Genomic DNA, 19,506 nt, shown 5'->3' with positions numbered 1-19,506 from the left:
AGGGAAGAGCTGAATCAGCCCTGCCCGAAATCAAATCTCTTGTAAAGCTTTTGTATCTTAGAAGCGATGACGATAGGCGGATAACCACCGCTTATGACATAGTGTGAGTGGGCAAGATATAAAGGCCTTCGATAATCAAACCGCTCTGAAAGCTGTTCTCTGGTGGAGTTGTAAGCGATAGGTCTGTTAGGGTCGTTTTTTATGCGTCCGTAGCAGGTGTTGAAATATGTGTCGATAAAGACCACCATGCCCGATCTTTTAGCCACCTTGCCGTTCTCCTCCGAAAGCAATGCTCCGCCGCCTGTTGCAACAACGCCGCCAATGTCAGCAAATGCTGCAAGAGCCTCGGTTTCAAGCTTCCTGAAATGCTCCTCACCGTATTTGTCGAATATTTCAGGTATGCTCATTCCTGCCGTATCTTCGATATACTTGTCAAGGTCAACGCACTGACAGCCCATTTTTTTCGCCAAGATCTTTCCCACAGTAGATTTTCCGCAGCCCATAAAGCCGCACAAAAATATTGGTTTCATAGTTACTATCCTTATTATAATGTATTATAATGTATTTTGCCAAACTAATGTAGGGGCGACCTCTGGTCGCCCGCTGTCACTGTTTGTCTGTCATCTCTGCAATCAAGCAAACACCGTGTTTCATGTAGGGGCGAACAGCGTTCGCCCGTTTCTCCTAGCGCACAGTGTTTTTACTCGATAAGCCTTGTTTTTGACATTTTCATATGTCAGTATCGCAAGTTATTTAAAATCCTTCTCCACAGCGATCTCCATTTCGTCTATGATAGACTGAACTTCCTCGTCTGTGTATTCGTCGCCGTCCCATATCTCGTGAGCGGAAACCGCTTGCCAAACCAGCATTGCCATGCCTCCGACAGCGTTCTTGCCCATAGCCTTGGCTTTCTGCATGAGCAAAGTCTCACGAGGGTTGTATATAACGTCAAATACCGCACCGCTCGCCTTTATAACTTCATCAGGAACAGGGCAGGCGTTTGTCTTAGGATACATTCCCACAGGGCAAGCGTTCATAAGCAGCTCGTAGTGAACGTCGGTCGGTATCTCAGTGTTTAGAACAATAGTTATCCTAGCGTCAGACTTCATAGCCTTTATCTCTTTCTCTACCTGCTTAGCCAAAGGCATATCGCTCTCCAGTACCGCAATGTAAAGGTCAGCCCCGGCAAGAGCTGCCTCAATTGCCATCATTCTGCCTACTCCGCCGCAGCCTATAAGCAGTATCTTTCCCGTGAAGTCGATATTCATTGCACGAACAGTTCTGAGAAAGCCGTCGCAGTCAGTGTTATAACCAACGTGCCTGCCGTTTTTGTTGTCAACGCAGTTCACTGAGTGATAACGCTTTGCCGACTGGTCAAGCTCATCAGTGTAGTCGATAATGCCTATCTTGTGGGGAATAGTGATGTTGTAGCCGTTAAGAGAATTAAGATACTCCGCCTTGTCCTTAAGCTCCTCAGGCTTTACCTCCAGTATCTCATACTCAAACTCACGTCCTTTCAGCTCAAAAAGCCTGGCGTGAATAGGGGGCGACATAGTGTGTTTAAGCGTTTCTCCAAGTATAGCGTATTTTCTTGACATTTTACATTCCTTCTTTATAAAAAATTTCCGCATATTAATAATGTATATCTGTAGGGGCAACTTGCAATTTATTGCACAAACCTTAATAACCGCACAATGTACAGTAGGGGCGAACAGTGTTCGCCCGCATTGTCGCCTGAAACCGTTTCGGCAGGATAATTGCCTTTTACAGCCTTATAGTTATCTCACGGTTAGTAGGCACATACCTGCGTATCTTTACCCCCGTCAGCTCAAACATTTTCTTAGAAGCCTTAACTCCGTCAGTGTCAGCGTATTTGTCTTCCCAGTAAACGACTTCCTTTATGCCGCTTTGAATGATAGCCTTTGCACATTCGTTGCATGGAAAAAGTGAAACATATATCTTGGCATTCTGTAAGCTTCCTGCCGCATGGTTGAGAATGGCGTTAAGCTCGGCATGACACACAAATGGATATTTCGTGTCAAGAAACTCTCCGTTCCTGTCCCACGGCATCTCATCATCAGAACATCCGGTAGGCATACCGTTGTAGCCTACTGACAATATCTTGTTGTCCTGAGAAACTATGCACGCCCCTACCTGCGTGTGAGAATCCTTGCTCCTCTGTGCAGATAGCAGTGAAATGCCCATAAAATATTCGTCCCATGATATGTAGTCATTGCGTTTCATTTTATACACCGCCTTTTATCAGGTATCTTCATCATCAATGTCTGATATGCTCAGCATTGTCACCTTGCCGTCATCATCAAAAAAGAAAGTCGCCAAAAAGCCCCTTTTCTTGTATTTCCATGCGTCTGCGTCAGGACTGTCAGGCTCGCCGAAAACTTTTTTGACTTCCGCCTTGTCATCACCGCATTTTACCCCTGCAATGCTCATTCCCTTTTTATCGGAACTGCTTTGCGCCGCACTTATCTGACGTATCTTCGACTTTCTGTCAATGTCGTCAACACTGTCCGCTTCTACCTTAACAGTGCCTATTATACTGCCGTCCTGCATAAGCGCCACCGAGAATATCCCCTTGCCGTTTGAGTTTCCCGAAAAAGGATAATCCAGCGTGTATTCATATTCCTCGCCAATATCGTCCAGAGTGCATGGTATCTGTATATCCTTGCCGTTTATCTTTATCTCCCACGCACATTTTCCACAGGCACTCAGACAAACAAGCATTGCCACCGCCAATGCCAACAGCAAAGCCCTTTTCATAGCCTTTTTCATTTTTCTCCCCTCGATATTTTAGCTCAGAGAAGCAAGAGCCTTTTCCATTGTGGCATTGTTCTCAATGTTCACAGCGTTCTTGCCCTTGAGAGTTTTCTTTACAAGACCCGTAAGCACCTTGTTAGGGCCAAGCTCGATAAAGTTCTCATAGCCTGCCTTTTCCATTTCTGCAAGCTCAGAAGTGAACTTAACGGGTGAAACGATGTGCTTGGCAAGCATATCAGGCATAGCAGAAAAATCTTCAAGCTTTGTTCCAAGAACGTTTGAGTAGAAATCAACGTTTGCAGTCTTGAACTCAACTGTCTTTGCAGTTTCAATAAATTCATCAGCCGCACTCTGCATGAGCTTTGAGTGGAAAGCAGAAGCGACGTTGAGTTTTATAGCCTTTTTCTTCATCTCCGAAAACTTTGCCGCAGCCGCCTCGCAAGCCGCAGTATCACCAGCGATAACTGTCTGAACAGCTGAGTTGTAGTTTACAGGAACAACATAGCCCTCTGTTTCCTCACATATCTTCTCGACCTCTTCAGCAGGCAGACCGATTATAGCATACATTGAACCGCTGTTAGCCTCTGCGGCTTTCTGCATTGCAGCCGCTCTCGCCTTGATGAGCTTGAAGCCGTCCTCCATAGTTACAACACCTGCGGCTACCATAGCAGCATATTCGCCCAGTGAGTGACCTGCTACGCCGTCAAATGTGATGCCCTCAGCCTTTGCGGCTTCAAAAGCGGCAAGCGAGCAAGCCATTATAGCAGGCTGTGAGTTCACTGTCTTGTTAAGCTCAGTGTCAGGACCGTCAAATGTTACCGCTCTCAGGTCATATCCCAGCACCTTTTCCGCTGTGTCGAAAACCGCATTTGCAGCATCATACTTTTCGCAAAGCTCCTTAGCCATTCCTACATACTGTGAGCCCTGACCTGAAAACAAAAAAATATTTTTTGACATAAAATTTTACTCCTTTGTGGTTAAATTTATACATAGCCGCCTGATAATATCAAAGCCGCCTTATCTCATATCTGTAAATTTTTGAAAGTTATCTCCGCTCAATTATTGTTTTATGATTTAATTTTTGCAAGATATTTTCAAAAATAGACACATAATATTAACTAACGCCCTAAAACTTGTGAAAAATTCTCTAAATGTTTAAATTCATCAAGAGTTGTTCATAATTTGTTATTGACGTATCTAAAAAAACAGTTTATAATTATAATGTTATGATATGTGTTATATAGTTAAAAAATTAACTAATTATATTTTGATATAATATATTTTGACTTGCTCCATAGGAACAAGAACATTATAGCACAAATTACGGAAATATACAATATATAATATAGAATTTTCAGGAGGAAAAATCAGTGGGAAGTAAAGTAACAGGCGTAAAGATCAAGGGCATAGGCAAATATGTGCCTGAAATGGTCGCAACAAACGAGGATTTCACAAAGATCGTTGAAACAAGCGACGAGTGGATAACTCAGAGAACAGGCATCAAGCAAAGACACATTACAAATGGCGAGCCTACATACTATCTTGGAGCAATGGCGGCAAAGGCTGCAATGGCTGACGCAGGAGTAAAGGCAGAGGATATCGACCTTATTATTGCCACAACAGTAACAGGGGATTATTTCACTCCGTCACTTTCCTGCCTTATCCAGAGAGAGATAGGCGCGATAGGCTGTATCGCATTTGACCTTAACGCTGCTTGTGCAGGCTTTGTTTACGGCTTTGATACCGCAAAGAGATATCTCCAGACAGGCGACGGAATAAAGACCGTTCTTTTGGTGGCCTCTGAGGAGCTTTCAAAATTCGTTGATTATACCGACCGTTCTTCCTGCGTGCTTTTCGGTGACGGCGCAGCCGCTTTCGTCCTTGAAACAGCAGAGGATACTACATACTCAAGTTTCCTTGGCGCAGACGGAAACGGTGCAAAGTATCTTGCTTCCCGTGCTTTGAAGTCTGAGAACGCATTCAGAACCAATACCGAGGAATTTGATATGGATATGCCTGAAACAAAGGATTATTTCTTCAAGCAAGACGGCAAAGAGGTCTATAAGTTTGCCACAAAGGCACTTCCAAATGCAGTTGAGCAGGCTTGTGCAAAGATCGAAATTTCCCCTGATGACCTTGATTGGATAGTGCCGCATCAGGCAAATATAAGAATAATCGAAACTGCCGCAAAGCACCTTGGCGTTTCAATGGACAAGTTCCCGGTATATATCGACCGCTATGGAAACACATCTTCCGCATCTATCCCTATCGCATTTTGCGACGCAGTTGCAGAAGGCAGGATAAAAAGAGGCGACAAGATTTGTCTTGTAGGCTTCGGCGGTGGACTTACTTATGGTGCGGCTGTTTTCGAGTATTGATAATCAATATACAGTTTATATTCGGTACATAATAAATTGTTATTATGTATTATGGCATAAAATTTGCTTTTGACAATAAGGAGAACTACTATGACTACTACAAAGACAAGAATAACTGAACTTTTGGGTATAAAATACCCTATCTTTCAGGGCGGTATGGCTTGGATAGCTGAGCATACTCTCGCTTCCGCAGTTTCAAACGCAGGCGGACTTGGCATAATCGCAGGCGGCTCTGCACCTATCGACTACCTGAGAGATCAGATAAGACAGACAAAGGCGGCTGTAAACGGCAAGCCTTTCGGTGTTAATATCATGCTCATGAGCCCTAATGCCGACGACCTCGCTCAGCTCGTTATAGACGAGGGCGTACCTGTCGTAACAACAGGTGCAGGCAACCCAGGCAAGTATATGGCTGCATGGAAAGAAGCAGGCATAAAGGTGATACCTGTCGTTCCGTCAGTTGCTCTTGCAAAGAGAATGGAAAGAGCAGGCGCTGACGCTGTTATCGCAGAGGGAACAGAGTCAGGTGGACATATCGGTGAGAACACAACCATGTGTCTTGTACCACAGGTAGTTGACGCAGTTGAGATACCTGTTATCGCCGCAGGCGGAATAGCAGACGGCAGAGGAATAGCCGCTTCATTCATGCTTGGAGCAGAGGGCGTACAGCTCGGCACACGTTTCCTTGCCGCAGAGGAGTGTCAGATAAACCCTGTTTATAAGGAGCTTGTTGTAAAGGCTAAGGATACAGACAGTATCGTAACAGGAAGATATACAGGTCACCCATGCAGAAACGTTAAGACAAAGTTCTCAAAGAAGCTTGCAAGCGGCGAAGCAAACGGCACTATCACACCTGAGGAGTTTGAGGAGATAACCCTCGGTTCACTGAGAAAAGCCGTTCAGGACGGCAACCTTGAGGAGGGTTCTTTCCTCTGCGGAGCTATCGCAGGCATGGTAAAGAAGGTCGAGCCTGCAAAGGATATGATAGAGGAAATGTTCACAGAAGCAGAAAAGCTTCTCGGCAAGTAAAAGACGGAGGAAGATAAAATGGCAACAGCATTGATAACAGGTTCCGCAAGAGGAATAGGTGCAGCAATAGCACTCAGACTTGCAAAGGACGGCTATAATATTGCTCTCAACGATATCTCTGAGACAATGTTTGAAGATAACGATATAATGGATAAGATAAAGGCAGAGGGCGTAGAGTGTGAAAAGTTCATCTGCGACGTTTCAAGCTATGCACAGGTAGAGGAAACAGTCAAGGCAGTAAAGGCTCGTTTCGGCACTATCGACGTTCTCGTAAACAACGCAGGAATCACCCGTGACGGTCTTATGGCTCGTATGAGCGAGGAGCAGTACGATATGGTAGTTGCTGTAAATCAGAAGAGCGTGTTCAATATGTCAAAGTTCGTTGGTAACGTTATGATGCGACAGAAGTCAGGCAAGATAATAAATCTTGCTTCCGTTGCAGGACTTTACGGCAACCCTGGACAGATAAACTATTCCGCAACAAAGGCGGCTATCGTCGGCATGACAAAGACAGTTGCAAAGGAGCTTGGCTCAAGAGGTATCACCTGCAATGCAGTAGCCCCTGGATTTATCAAGACCCCTATGACGGACAAGCTTACAGACGCTCAGAAACAGGCTATGATAAATCAGATAGCTATGAAACGTTACGGCGAGGTAGATGAGATAGCAGGCGTTGTATCATTCCTTGCCTCAAAGGACGCAAGCTACGTTACAGGACAGGTAATAGAAATAAGCGGCGGACTTATGATGTAGTCACTCGGTCACTCGCCGTGACGGGCATTTTACGCCGTGCGTTTCGGTATGATGTAATTTGTGTCCGCTCAGCGAAAATATGCAGACCGAATAAAAATATTGTTTGGCTTTATATCAAGCAATAATGTAGGGACGAACAGCGTTTGCCCGTTATCCCACAAGCCATGTGCTCGATATGTGCCGTGGAAAGATAAGATATATCATTGTTTCAGAAATAAAGGAGTGTTTAAATGAGAAGAGTTGTTATCACAGGTATGGGTACAGTAAACCCTCTTGGAAAAAACGTAGAAGAGTTCTGGGAGAACATCAAGGCTAACAAGAACGGTCTTTCATATGTTGACCAGTTCGATACTGAGAATTTCCCTGTAAAGATAGTCGGAGCTGTCAAGGATTTTGACTGCACAGAGTATATAGACAAAAAAGAGGCAAAGAGAATGGATAGATTCACACAGTTCGCTGTGTGCTCTGCAAAGCAGGCTCTTGCCATGGCCGGCACTGATTTCAAGGACGTTGATCCTTTCAAAGCAGGCGTTATAATCGGCGTTGGTATCGGCGGTCTTAACATGACCGAAAAGGAAGTCACAAAGTTCAACGAAAAGCCTGACAAGGTGTCCGTATTCTTTATCCCTATGATGATAGGCAATATGGCTGCCGGCACTGTTGCAATGCAGACAGGCTTTAAGGGCGATAATTTCTGTACCACTACAGCTTGCGCTTCAGGTACTCACGCTATCGGCGAGGCTTTCAGAAAGATAAAGGACGGCTACCTTGACGTTTGCCTTTGCGGCGGCTCAGAGGCTTGTATCTCTCATTTCGCACTCAGCGGCTTCAACAATATGAAGGCTCTCTCAAAGGCAACAGAGCTTGACAAGGCTTCAACTCCATTCGACCTGAACAGACAGGGCTTTGTCCTTGGCGAGGGTGCAGGCATACTTTGCCTTGAGGAGTATGAGCACGCTAAAGCAAGAGGTGCAAATATCATAGCTGAAATAGCAGGCTATGGCGCAACAGGCGACGCTTATCACATGACAAGCCCATCACCAACAGGTGAGGCTGCCGCCCATGCAATGAAGTATGCCTATGAAGAAGCAGGTCTGAAGCCTGAGCAGGTGAACTACATCAACGCTCACGGCACATCAACAGGTCTTAACGATAAGTATGAAACAACAGCTATCAAGCTTGCTCTTGGCGAAGAAGCCGCAAGAAAGACGGTCATAAACTCCACAAAGTCTATGACAGGTCACCTTCTTGGTGCGGCAGGCGGCATGGAAGCTATCGTTACTGCACTTTCTGTACAGAACGACTTTGTTCATAAGACAATAAACTACACCACTCCTGACCCTGAGTGCGACCTTGACTACTGCATTGAGGGCAACAGAGAAATGCCTGTCTATGCAGCACTTTCAAACTCTCTGGGCTTTGGCGGACATAACGCTACTATCTGTATCAAGAAGTGCGACTAATAAGGAGAAACTGATATGAGCGAAAAAATTTATGGTCAGTTTGACCTTGAAACAATAGAAAAGCTTGCCGATATCGTGAAAAATAAAGACCTCGGTGAGATAACAATAGCTGACGGTGACAAGGTGATAACAGTAAAGGGCAAGAAATGCCCTCCTCCTGCACCAATGGGAATGCCTATGCCAATGGCTGTGGGCACAGCTTCACCTGCAGCACAGACAGCACCAGAAGCGTCGGCAACATCAGCGCCGGTAACAGGCGGCAAGGCAGTTAAAGCCCCTATCGTGGGAACATTCTATGCCGCTCCGTCACCTGATTCAAAGCCGTTCGTAAGCGTTGGCGACAAGATAAAGAAGGGCGACACTATCTTCATTATCGAGTCCATGAAGGTAATGAGCGAAGTACAGAGCGAATTTGACGGCGTGGTAAGAGAGATATGCGTAAACAGCGGCGACGCTGTTGAGTTCGATCAGACCATAATGATACTTGACTAAACTGATTTGGAGGAAAGACAATGGCAGTTGTTTTGAATAAAGAGCAGATCATGGAAATAATCCCTCACCGTGACCCTTTTCTGCTTATCGACGAGGTAAACGAGCTTGAAGTGGGCAAGCGTGTAAAGGCTACAAAGTATATAAAGGCTGAGGACTTTTGGTTCAAGGGACATTTCCCGAACTATCCTGTTACTCCAGGCGTACTTATGGTAGAGATGTGTGCGCAGGCAGGTGCAGTTGCACTGCTTTCACTTCCTGAGAACAAGGGCAAGATAGGTCTGTTCGGCGGCATAAACAACTGTAAGTTTCGTCAGCAGGTAGTGCCTGGTGATAAGCTGGATATCGAGGTGGAGATAATCAAAGTCAAGGGTCCTATCGGCGTTGGAAAGGCACTTGCTTCTGTAAACGGCAAGAAGGCTGTTTCCGCTGAGATAACTTTTGCGATAAAGTAAGGTATCTCTTATTCTAGTCATAATTAGTGAGGCATAATATGTTCAAAAAAGTATTGATAGCGAACAGAGGCGAGATCGCTGTCCGCATTATAAGAGCCTGCCGAGAGCTTGGCATACATACTGTTGCGGTATATTCCACCGCCGACAGAAACGCTCTCCACGCTCAGATAGCAGATGAGGCAGTCTGCATAGGTCCTGCACCAAGCAAGGACAGTTATCTTAATGTCAGGGCGATAATCTCCGCCTGCGAGATAACAGGTGCAGACGCTATCCACCCGGGCTTTGGCTTTCTGTCTGAAAATCCGTCCTTTGCGAGAATGTGCGAAAAGTGCGGCATAACTTTCATAGGACCAAGAGCCGAGTCTATTGAAATGCTTGGCGATAAAGCGCAGGCAAAGGAAACAATGAAAGAAGCAGGCGTGCCTGTTATAATGGGTTCAGACGGCGCTATCTCAAATATCCATGCGGCGCATACCCTTGCAAGAGATCTTGGCTACCCTGTTATGGTAAAGGCTTCAGCAGGCGGCGGAGGACGCGGTATAAGGATCGTTCACTCCGACGATGAGCTTGAAGCACAGATGACCGCCGCAAAGCAGGAAGCTCTTGCCTGCTTCGGCAATGACGAGATCTATATCGAGAAATTCATAGAAGACCCTAAGCATATCGAGATACAGATACTTGCGGATAATTACGGCGATGTTATCTATCTGGGCGAGCGTGACTGCTCCATGCAGAGAAGAAATCAGAAGGTCCTCGAGGAAGCCCCTTCCCCTGCAAGCTTTATGAATGAGGAGCTTCGTGCGAAAATGGGCAAAGCCGCTTGTACAGCCGCTAAGGTCTGCGGCTATAGGAATGCAGGCACAATAGAGTTCCTCGTGGATAAAAACGGCGAGTTCTATTTCATGGAAATGAACACCCGTATACAGGTGGAACACCCTATCACAGAAGCCGTCACAGGCGTTGACCTTGTAAAGCAACAGCTCCTTATCGCATCAGGACAGAGATTGTCCATAAAGCAGGAGGATATAAAGCTGACAGGTCATGCAATAGAGTGCCGTATAAATGCGGAAAATCCGCTTCTTGATTTCAGACCGTCACCTGGCAGGATAAAGTCTCTCTTTATCCCAGGAGGCCCTGGAATAAGAGTAGATACCGCAGTTTATCAGGGCTATGAGATACCGCCTTATTACGATTCAATGATAGGCAAGCTCATCGTTCATGGTAAGAATAGAGAAGAAGCTATTGCAAAAATGACATGGGCACTGTCTGAGTTTATCGTGGACGGCGTTGCAACCAATGTTGATTTCCAGCTTAAGCTTATAAGACGCCCGGAGTTTTTAGAGGGCAATTACGATAACGGTTTTCTTAACCGTACCGACATTTTGGCAGATGAGAGGAGTAAGGAATAATGCTTGAAGATCTGTTTTCTGTCGTTAAAGTAAGATTTAACGGCGATAAGGCGGACGATGACAAGAAAAAGACCGATATCCCAAAGGGTCTGCTTTTCAAGTGTCCAAGATGCAGAAACGTCACTTTTATGGAGGAGTTTCAGGCAAACGGCAAGGTTTGTCCTCACTGTAACTATCATTCAAGACTTACCGCAAAAGAACGTCTTGATATCACCATAGATAAGGGTAGCTTTGAGGAATTTGATAAGGATATGGTATCAAAAAATCCTATAGATTTTCCTGACTATGAAGCAAAACAGCAGGCTTTGAGAGAAAAGACCGGTCTTAAAGACGCCGTTATCACAGGAAAGGCTGCCATAAGAGGCGAGAAGATAGTTATAATCGTTATGGATTCCAACTATATGATGGCTTCCATGGGCAGCGTTGTGGGCGAAAAGATAACACGAGCTATCGAATACGCCACCGCAAATAAGCTCCCTGTTATCGCATTCACAGCTTCAGGCGGAGCAAGAATGCAGGAGGGTATAGTTTCCCTTATGCAAATGGCGAAAACAAGCGGTGCTGTGGCTAGACATAATCAAGCAGGTCTGCTTTATATCGCAGTTATGACCGACCCTACCACGGGCGGTGTAACAGCTTCCTTTGCGTCACTGGGCGATATCATAATCGCAGAGCCAAAGGTGCTTATCGGATTTGCAGGCAGACGTGTTATAGAGGGTACTATCAAGCAGAAGCTTCCTGACGATTTCCAGTCTGCCGAGTTCATGCTTGAAAACGGCTTTGTTGATATGATAGTTGAGCGAAAGAAAATGAGAAGAGTTCTCGCTCATATACTCAGACTTCATAAGCCAGCAAAGGAGGTGTCCTCAAATGAGTGAGCTGACAGCTTGTCAAAGACTTGATATAATCAGACACAAGGGCAGACCGACTGCCAAGGACTATATCCCTCTTATATTCGACGATTTCTTTGAGATGCACGGAGACAGACTTTTTGGTGATGACGGTGCTGTTATGGGCGGTATAGCCTATTTTAAGGGCATACCGGTAACAGTCATTGCTGAGGTAAAGGGCAGAGATCTTGCAGAAAATCAGAAGTGCAATTTCGGTATGCCACACCCGGAGGGCTATAGAAAGGCTCTCAGGCTTGCAAGACAGGCTGAGAAGTTCCATAGACCTGTTATATGCCTTGTTGATACAGCAGGCGCATTCTGCGGCGTAGAAGCTGAGAAGCGTGGTCAGGGCGAAGCGATAGCCAAAAACATCATGGAGTTCATGACCCTCAAGACTCCTGTTATCTCCATAATACTCGGAGAAGGCGGCTCGGGAGGAGCGCTGGCTCTTGCAGTATGCGATGAGCTTGCAATGCTTGAAAATGCTATTTATTCAGTAATATCGCCAAGAGGCTTTGCAAGTATCCTGTGGAAGGATTCCACAAGAGAGCGTGAAGCCTGCGATATAATGAAGATAACCGCCGAGGATCTTACAAGACTTGGGGTGTGCGACCATATAATTTCCGAAGCCGACGGCGGCGCACATAACGACCCACAGCTCACTGCGGAGAATATCTCTGACTATATTGAGGGAGCTTTGAAAAGAAAATTGCAAAAAGGTCTTGACGAATTGCTTGAGGGGCGGTATAATAAGTTTAGAACTGTGGGCGAGTTTGAGGAAAGTTCGCAGGAATGAGTTTTTTTTGATGATCATGCCGAATGATTTGCCGACTTATGAGCGGCGGCGGCTGACATAAATGCTGCGCTGAGCGGCAGACCCAGTAAAGTACAGAATGGAGGTAAAGTAATGGTATTTGATAAGATCAAGGACATTATCGTAGAGCAGCTCGACGTTGAAGAGGACGCAGTAACTATGGAGGCTTCTATCACAGAGGATCTCGGCGCTGACTCACTGGACGTAGTTGACCTTGTAATGAGCATCGAGGAGAGCTTTGATGTAGAGATCCCTGATGAAGAGGTCGAGAACATCAAGACTGTTGGCGATATCGTTAAGTATATCGAGAACAAGGTCGAGGAATAATCTTTGACTGTTTCAAAAAGCTGTGCTTTTGCACGGCTTTTTTTATTTTACCTGATTTGTGGAATATGCACAAAATGGGAGTATATTTATTAAAGGGTATAGACAAATGAGGGCTATTGTGATATAATTAAATCAATGAGTAAATATTGGGGCTAAGCTCCGGAAAGGAAAAATGATGCTACATGAAAAATCCTGCGGTGCTATCGTTTACAGAAAGTATCACGGCAACACCGAGATACTGCTGATAAAGCATATCAACAGCGGTCATTGGTCATTCCCAAAGGGTCACGTTGAGGGCGATGAAACAGAGGAAGAAACTGCCAAGCGTGAGATCATGGAGGAAACGGGGATAGACGTAAATCTTGATACCACGTTTCGGGAGATAGTGTCCTATTCACCAAGGAAGGACACGCAGAAGATCGTTGTCTACTTTATCGGCAAAGCAAAGAACACCGACTACACTCCTCAGGAAGAGGAGATCGCAGACATACGTTGGGTCGAGATCGGCAGGGCAGGACAGGTCCTGTCTTACGAAAACGACCGCAGTATTGTAAACAAGGCGAAGAAATTTATAATCTGAAAAGAGTTCCATAAAATGCGTTCAGGTGTTGAACGGTGTTTTATGGAACTTTTTGCTGTCTGTATACACATTAATAATGTGGACCCCCAAAAGTTAGTTCAGGTAGGAAAACGGGCGAACACTGTTCGCCCCTACAGTGGATATTATACAAAATTCATGTGGTCAATTTGTGCAAACAAATGATTTATGATTTAATTTGGCAATAATCCATTAATTGTTGCATTTTTTATGCAACAAAAAGAGCATTTTTCAGGGATAAGTAGAAAGCGTCTTAGATACTTGCGGGCACGTACAAGCCCTGTGACTTAGTGAATACGATGAGAGATTCTGGAACAGGCTGTAGAGTACTTGTATCAAGACGTGGGCGTGCATTGTGATATTTTGTGTATACAAAACCTAGGGCATAATACCCAGTGTCATACTCCGAATTCAATTTGAAAATTGAATAAAAAAGGCTAAAACCCACGGCAACAAAATCGTAGGGGCGAACACCGTTCGCCCGCTTGTTTTGTCGTTTCGCTCACTATATCATTTGCATTATCACCCAAAAAAACAGGAACGAACAAAGTCCGTTCCTGTCTGCATTTCAAGTATGTAAGCGATATAAGATTATATTTCGCTGTCATTATAACACTCGAACACCTTTTCAGCATGAGCCTTGTCAGTGTCGCTCTGCCTTGTGATAAGGCTAACGATAGGTACAAGAACAAGTCCGAAAAGCATTGCAAATGCGCCTGCGTTGATAGGCGAGGCAAGGTTTATGCCCCAAAGTGTTCCTGTGTGACCTGCAAGGGTGTAGTATGCCATGTGTATCACTGTTATGCCTACTCCTGCGATAAAGCTTGCCATGCAGGCCGCCTTTGTTACGCCCTTCCAGAAAAGTCCGTACATAAACGGTGCAAGGAATGCTCCTGCAAGTGCGCCCCATGAGATAGACATGAGAGTTGAAATTACTGTCTGTGGATTTTCAAGGGTGATTATTGCAAGCACAACTGAGATGATAAGAAATACGGCAATGAAAATTCTCATTGTGATAAGCTGTTTTTTCTCGTCCATTTTTTCTTTCATTATAGGCTTGATAAGGTCGATCGTCAAAGTGGAGCTTGATGTAAGCACAAGCGATGAAAGTGTTGACATTGAAGCCGAAAGCACAAGAACGATAACAAGTCCGAAAAGCAGTGAAGGAAGCTTTTCCATCATAGTCGGAACTATTCCGTCAAAACCGCCCTCCGGAAGTCCGTCAGCGCTCTTGACAAAAAGTCTGCCGAATCCGCCAAGGAAGTAACAGCCGCCTGCTACCACTACTGCAAAGAATGTGGATACTATAGTTCCTGTCTTGATAGCCTTGTCGTCTTTTATTGCATAGAATTTCTGCACCATTTGCGGAAGTCCCCATGTGCCGAGAGAGGTAAGAATAACAACGCCTGCAAGGTTTATAGGATCAGGGCCGAATAGTGACGAATATGCACCCTTGTCGCCATTTGCGTCAGAAATATCGCCAAGCAGGTCAAGAGAATTTCCAAGGCCACCGTTTTCACCAAGCACCGCCAGCACTACCGCCGCAATGCCTACAAGCATTACTATTCCCTGAATAAAATCGTTCAGTGCTGTAGCCTTGTAGCCACCCATGATAACATACACTGCAGTGAAAACTGCCATGCCGATTATACAATATTTGTAAGGAATACCAAAGCCCTTCTCAAAAAGTCTTGACAAGCCGTTGTAGACCGAAGCCGTATAAGGGATAAGGAATACGAACACGATAAGTGCCGAAACTATCTTCAAGGGCTTGCTGTTGTATCTCTTTTCAAAATACTCAGGCATGGTCTTTGCCTCAAGGTGCTTTGACATTATCCTTGTACGTCTGCCCAAAACTTTCCATGCAAGCCATGAGCCTATGACGGCGTTTCCAATTCCTACCCATGTGGAAGCCACACCGTAATTCCAGCCGAATTTTCCTGCGTAGCCTACAAAAATTACTGCCGAGAAGTATGAAGTTCCATATGCAAAGGCTGTGAACCACGCTCCAAGACCTCTTCCTCCCAGTACAAAATCATTGACGCTTGCCGATTTTCTGCGGTAATAAACACCTATGCCTATCATAAGTGCAAGGTATAATACCAATACTATCCACCTTGCTGTCAATCCAATACACTCCTTTTACATCATGTGTCGCTTTAAAGCTTTTATGCTTTTGCGTTTTTACTTGCTAAAGTACAATGATACTATTATAGTACAAAGCGGAGTATTTGTCAATACGGACAGGCATAAAAAAAGCCACCGCAAAGGGAAATTTTGCGGCAGCTTTTTTGGTGAAAATCACGAAGTTTACCTGTGTAAAACATCATCGTTCATCATGACGGTCGCTTTCGCCTGCGGTGATACAAAGGCACATTGTCACAACGCCCACAAAACCGCCTACCAGCGTTCCTGCAAAAAATTCAAGCATAAAAACACCTCCTGCGGATAGTGTGGGCATTTAGCGAAAATGTTATGCAGATAAAGTGGGCAGGGTATAGAAAACTTATTTCAGTATGCGATCTTTACAGTCAGAGCCATTACAGCGAGAAAAGCGATGTTTGCGGCTGTGAAATATGCGAAATATCTGCCTTTGATATGGGGGTGGCTGCGGCATATCTGCTTGTAGGATATAAGGCTTGCCATGGAGGCGATAAGAGTGCCAAGGCCGCCTATGTTCGTTCCTATTATAAGTGCGTTCAGCTTGTTGGTGAAGCCTGAAAGGAGTATAGCGCATGGAACGTTGCTTATTATCTGACTTGCGGCAACGGCAATAAAAAGCTCGTGACCGTTTATTATGCTGCTGAGGACACTGCGGAAAATCTCTACTCTGCCCATATTTCCGATAAAGATGAAAAATCCGCAGAAAGTAAGAAGCAGTGAGTAATCAACTGTTTTAAGCACGTTTCTGTCAGCAATGGCAGAGAAAGCAAGTGCGCAGAGGGCTGTTATCTGCCATGGGACAAGCCTTGCAACTGTAAGCAGGCAAAGGACAAAAAGCAGGACGTATCCTGAAAGCTTTGTCTTGTCTTTAGTCGAATATGTATCGAAGTTTTCAGCAGTTATATCTGTCTTGACAGACAGCTTTCCTGACTTTTTACACACTGCAAGCGTCCACAGAAAAAGCATCGCTCCTGCAACAATAGTAAAGGGAAGCATAAGTACAAGAAAATCTTTCAGCTTCATATCCGATACACCAAAAAGGTATAGATTCTGAGGATTGCCTATAGGCGTGAGCATACTGCCAAGATTTGCGGCAATGGTCTGCAGAACGACAATGGGTATGAGAAGCTTGTTACCTGCTTCACCGAGAGTTGAGAGGGCGGTGAGAGTGAGGGGAACAAAGGTCAGAAGTGAAACGTCATTTGTTATGAACATACTTGAAAAGAAGCAAAGCCCCACAAGCACTATGGAAAGCTGAAATGCGGTATTGACTTTGCTTATGATAAATTTTGCACTGCGTTCAAAAATGCCAAGACCTTTGCAGCCCTCGGTCACTGTCATAAGAGAGAACAGAAGTCCAAGTGTTCGGAAGTCGATATAACTTGCATATGCTTTGTCAGGTGTGACGAAAAATGCAGATATAACGGCTAAGAGCATTGCCACTATCAGGACGGTTTCTTTTTTAGCAAAGGCGATCGCTTTATTTATGTTTTTCATTTTATCATTTCCTGTCGTTTATTCATATGATAAAATTATATCATGAAAATGATATTATTACAAGATTTTGAGCTGCTTTAAGAAAAAAACTTGACAAGTTTAAATAACCATGTTATAATAACACTGTTATTATAACATGGTTATTTTCAGGCAGGTGCAAAATGAGAACGGAAACAGCAGGAGTTACAGAAACTCTTATAGAGAGTGCAAAAAAAGAATTTCTTGAACACGGCTTTCAAAATGCAAATCTTCGCAGGATCTCTTCTGAGAGCGGAGTAAGTACGGGGTCTATATATACACGCTTTGGGGACAAGGCTGGACTTTTTTCGGCGGTGGTAAAGCCAGCTGCAGACGGACTTATGGAGTTGTATCTTGAAAGCATAACCGCTGCAAGGGAGAGCGGCGACCCTGCGGAGGCGACAAGTCAGGGCAATGAGGGAACTGAGCTTGTGCTGAAATATATTTATGAAAACTTTGACGTTTTCAAGCTTATCTTCTGCCACTCGGCAGGAACAGAGTATGAGCGTTATTTTGACGAGCTTGCTGAGATAGAGGAAAAGTATTACAGGGAGTTTGTAAAGCAGTTTTCAAGGCGTGAAAACATGGTGAGCGACTTCTTTATACACGTTATCTGCCGAACAGGCTGGTCTTATATTTACGAGGTGGTCTCTCATGATCTTTCTTATGATGAGGCGCAGATCTTTATGAAAAGCATAAGAGAGTTCTGCTTCGCAGGCTGGGGGAAAGTTCTGGGGCAGAATTATGAGGATCTGGGCTTGTAGGGTCTTGGTGTTGTTCGGGTTTTTAGTAGAACTTTGAGCAGGGAGCGGGACTTCGCATTTCTGCAAAGCAGAAATTGCGCCGCTCCCCTACAGAAAAGATGTCAAAATCATTTGACTTTTTTAACATTTTCAGCAACCCCTTATAGGGTGTTGCTTTTTAAATGGTAATAAGTTAGTTAAATCTAACTATATAAACAAACAGGAGGTATTGTTGTGAAAAAGAAAGAGAAAAAGAAAAGTTCCTTTGCAGTTCTTATGCACTATGCAGGCGGACATAAGTATTATTCCTACGCTTCTGCTGTTCTTGCTGTAATAAGTGCATGGATAGCACTTATACCGTTTTATGATGTTTGGCGCATCATAAAAGAGATACTCAGGGTAAGACCTGATTTTTCAAAGGCGGAGAACATAAGCCGATACGGCTGGGAGGCTGTGGGCTTTGCACTTCTTGGAATGGTGTTTTATATCGCTGCGCTAATGTGTTCTCACAAGGCAGCGTTCAGGGTGCAGGCTAACATGAGAGTGAGCATGATGAAGCATATTATGAAGCTTCCGCTTGGTTATGTTGAAGCTGAGGGAACAGGAAAGATAAGAAAGATAGTTATGGATTCAAGTGCGTCAACGGAAACCTATCTTGCCCACAATTTCCCTGACAAGGCTGTTTCAATGGCGACCCCTGTGGGTCTGCTTGTTATGATGTTCATATTCGACTGGCGGCTTGGACTTATTAGCCTTATCCCTGCGTTCATCGCATTTGTGCTTATGGGCACGCTTATGATGGGTCCTAAAATGGCGGAGGATATGAAGCAGTATCAGAATGCACTTGAAAAAATGTCATCTGAGGCGGTGGAGTATGTTCGTGGAATACCTGTTGTAAAAACCTTTGGTCAGACGATATTTTCTTTCAAGCGTTTCAAGCTTGCTATTGACGAATATGAAAAGTGGACTCTTGGATACACAAAGAACATGATGCTTCCGATGATATGCTTCACCACTGCGGCAAACGGCATTTTTGCGGCGCTTATAATTGCGGCTTTCAAACTCACTTCCCATGGAGTTACGGACGAGTTTGTTCTTAATCTTTTCTTTTATGTGATAATAACTTCTATTCTTACTGTAACGCTTATGAAGATAGCATATGCAGGAGAGTCACAGATGTTGGTGGACGACGCTGTGAACAGAATGTATTCTATTCTTGAAACTGAGCCGCTTGCTGAGACAAAGAGCGGTGAAACTCCAAAGGACTCATCTATCCAGCTTGACAATGCGGTGTTTGCTTATGACAATGCAGAGAGCAACGCTGTTGACGGAATAACGATGAACATAAAGGCAGGAGAGCATATTGCGGTAGTAGGTCCTTCAGGAGGAGGAAAGACCACCCTTTGTTCGCTTATCGCACGTTTCTGGGACGTAAAGAGCGGCTCTATAAAGATAGGAGGGGCAGACGTGAGAAACATTCCGTCAGAGGAGCTTATGAAGTATGTTTCATATGTTTTCCAGGACAGCAAGCTTCTTAAAATGAGTATTCTCGACAACGTGCGAATGGGCAGACCTGACGCCACGGACGAGGAAGTTATGCAGGCGCTTCGTGACGCACAGTGCATGGATATAATCGAGAAGTTCCCTGAGGGTGTTGATACTATGATCGGCTCAAAGGGCATATACGTTTCGGGGGGCGAGTGTC

The 19,506-nt window shown here is 44.8% G+C and carries 21 protein-coding genes; 13 read left to right on the top strand and 8 right to left on the bottom strand.

Features of this window, described 5'->3' with window-relative positions:
* Positions 1 to 14: 14 nt before the first annotated feature.
* The 5 genes from WS40_RS02345 to fabD all read right to left on the bottom strand — a co-directional run bounded on the left by WS40_RS02345 (position 15) and on the right by fabD (position 3,732).
* Positions 15 to 530 carry a shikimate kinase gene (locus WS40_RS02345; protein WP_046439861.1) on the bottom strand — a complete coding sequence of 172 codons (516 nt, stop codon included), beginning with the start codon at positions 528 to 530 and terminating at the stop codon, positions 15 to 17.
* 219 nt (positions 531 to 749) lie between these two features.
* Positions 750 to 1,598: a shikimate dehydrogenase family protein gene (locus WS40_RS02340; protein ID WP_117858069.1), complete on the bottom strand. Its 849-nt coding sequence runs from the start codon at positions 1,596 to 1,598 to the stop codon at positions 750 to 752.
* A gap of 166 nt (positions 1,599 to 1,764) precedes the next feature.
* On the bottom strand, positions 1,765 to 2,244 hold the full coding sequence (locus WS40_RS02335; protein ID WP_046439855.1) for a deoxycytidylate deaminase: 480 nt from the start codon (positions 2,242 to 2,244) through the stop codon (positions 1,765 to 1,767).
* An 18-nt stretch (positions 2,245 to 2,262) separates the two neighbouring features.
* On the bottom strand, positions 2,263 to 2,790 hold the full coding sequence (locus WS40_RS02330; RefSeq protein WP_046439853.1) for a hypothetical protein: 528 nt from the start codon (positions 2,788 to 2,790) through the stop codon (positions 2,263 to 2,265).
* Between the two features lie 18 nt (positions 2,791 to 2,808).
* Positions 2,809 to 3,732, bottom strand: a complete 924-nt coding sequence (fabD, locus tag WS40_RS02325) for an ACP S-malonyltransferase (protein WP_046439851.1) — start codon at positions 3,730 to 3,732, stop codon at positions 2,809 to 2,811.
* A 413-nt stretch (positions 3,733 to 4,145) separates the two neighbouring features.
* Here fabD and WS40_RS02320 point away from each other — a divergent pair, with 413 nt between their 5' ends.
* The 11 genes from WS40_RS02320 to WS40_RS02270 all read left to right on the top strand — a co-directional run bounded on the left by WS40_RS02320 (position 4,146) and on the right by WS40_RS02270 (position 13,362).
* Entirely contained in the window at positions 4,146 to 5,153 is a 1,008-nt protein-coding gene (locus tag WS40_RS02320) for a beta-ketoacyl-ACP synthase III (protein WP_287613914.1), read from the top strand.
* Positions 5,154 to 5,243: 90 nt separating this feature from the next.
* Complete coding sequence (gene fabK, locus WS40_RS02315) at positions 5,244 to 6,182, top strand: enoyl-[acyl-carrier-protein] reductase FabK (protein ID WP_022288129.1); 939 nt, start codon at positions 5,244 to 5,246, stop codon at positions 6,180 to 6,182.
* 18 nt (positions 6,183 to 6,200) lie between these two features.
* Positions 6,201 to 6,935, top strand: coding sequence for a 3-oxoacyl-[acyl-carrier-protein] reductase (fabG, locus tag WS40_RS02310; protein WP_046439849.1), 735 nt, complete (start codon positions 6,201 to 6,203; stop codon positions 6,933 to 6,935).
* 230 nt (positions 6,936 to 7,165) lie between these two features.
* A complete protein-coding gene (gene fabF / locus WS40_RS02305; RefSeq protein ID WP_046439847.1) occupies positions 7,166 to 8,398 on the top strand; it encodes a beta-ketoacyl-ACP synthase II in 1,233 nt (410 codons plus the stop codon).
* Between the two features lie 15 nt (positions 8,399 to 8,413).
* Entirely contained in the window at positions 8,414 to 8,890 is a 477-nt protein-coding gene (gene accB, locus WS40_RS02300; RefSeq protein ID WP_046439845.1) for an acetyl-CoA carboxylase biotin carboxyl carrier protein, read from the top strand.
* Positions 8,891 to 8,910: 20 nt separating this feature from the next.
* On the top strand, positions 8,911 to 9,342 hold the full coding sequence (gene fabZ, locus WS40_RS02295; RefSeq protein ID WP_022288125.1) for a 3-hydroxyacyl-ACP dehydratase FabZ: 432 nt from the start codon (positions 8,911 to 8,913) through the stop codon (positions 9,340 to 9,342).
* A gap of 38 nt (positions 9,343 to 9,380) precedes the next feature.
* Positions 9,381 to 10,751 carry an acetyl-CoA carboxylase biotin carboxylase subunit gene (locus WS40_RS02290; protein ID WP_038672424.1) on the top strand — a complete coding sequence of 457 codons (1,371 nt, stop codon included), beginning with the start codon at positions 9,381 to 9,383 and terminating at the stop codon, positions 10,749 to 10,751.
* Positions 10,751 to 11,629, top strand: a complete 879-nt coding sequence (gene accD / locus WS40_RS02285) for an acetyl-CoA carboxylase, carboxyltransferase subunit beta (protein WP_046439842.1) — start codon at positions 10,751 to 10,753, stop codon at positions 11,627 to 11,629. Before WS40_RS02290 ends, accD begins: the two co-directional genes overlap by 1 nt.
* Entirely contained in the window at positions 11,622 to 12,437 is an 816-nt protein-coding gene (locus WS40_RS02280; protein WP_022288122.1) for an acetyl-CoA carboxylase carboxyltransferase subunit alpha, read from the top strand. Before accD ends, WS40_RS02280 begins: the two co-directional genes overlap by 8 nt.
* 111 nt (positions 12,438 to 12,548) lie before the next feature.
* The gene (acpP, locus tag WS40_RS02275) at positions 12,549 to 12,782 is read left to right on the top strand and encodes an acyl carrier protein (RefSeq protein ID WP_038672418.1); all 234 of its coding nucleotides are present in this window, start codon (positions 12,549 to 12,551) and stop codon (positions 12,780 to 12,782) included.
* Positions 12,783 to 12,957: 175 nt separating this feature from the next.
* The gene (locus WS40_RS02270; RefSeq protein ID WP_046439839.1) at positions 12,958 to 13,362 is read left to right on the top strand and encodes a bis(5'-nucleosyl)-tetraphosphatase; all 405 of its coding nucleotides are present in this window, start codon (positions 12,958 to 12,960) and stop codon (positions 13,360 to 13,362) included.
* A gap of 609 nt (positions 13,363 to 13,971) precedes the next feature.
* Here WS40_RS02270 and WS40_RS02265 read toward each other — a convergent pair.
* From WS40_RS02265 to WS40_RS02260, 3 genes are all read right to left on the bottom strand, one after another.
* A complete protein-coding gene (locus tag WS40_RS02265; protein ID WP_046439928.1) occupies positions 13,972 to 15,465 on the bottom strand; it encodes a sodium:solute symporter family protein in 1,494 nt (497 codons plus the stop codon).
* A gap of 241 nt (positions 15,466 to 15,706) precedes the next feature.
* The gene (locus WS40_RS11285; protein ID WP_022288118.1) at positions 15,707 to 15,811 is read right to left on the bottom strand and encodes a DUF3789 domain-containing protein; all 105 of its coding nucleotides are present in this window, start codon (positions 15,809 to 15,811) and stop codon (positions 15,707 to 15,709) included.
* 80 nt (positions 15,812 to 15,891) lie between these two features.
* Positions 15,892 to 17,040, bottom strand: a complete 1,149-nt coding sequence (locus WS40_RS02260; RefSeq protein ID WP_046439836.1) for an SLC13 family permease — start codon at positions 17,038 to 17,040, stop codon at positions 15,892 to 15,894.
* 161 nt (positions 17,041 to 17,201) lie between these two features.
* Between WS40_RS02260 and WS40_RS02255 the strand changes: the two genes are divergently transcribed.
* On the top strand, positions 17,202 to 17,822 hold the full coding sequence (locus WS40_RS02255) for a TetR/AcrR family transcriptional regulator (RefSeq protein ID WP_046439834.1): 621 nt from the start codon (positions 17,202 to 17,204) through the stop codon (positions 17,820 to 17,822).
* Positions 17,823 to 18,035: 213 nt separating this feature from the next.
* The coding region (locus tag WS40_RS02250; RefSeq protein WP_325208366.1) for an ABC transporter ATP-binding protein at positions 18,036 to 19,506 on the top strand (1,471 nt) is incomplete at its 3' end.

This window comes from Ruminococcus sp. N15.MGS-57, assembly GCF_000980385.1.
Classification (GTDB): domain Bacteria; phylum Bacillota; class Clostridia; order Oscillospirales; family Ruminococcaceae; genus Hominimerdicola; species Hominimerdicola aceti.
This window is presented reverse-complemented; position numbering and strand designations above follow the sequence as displayed.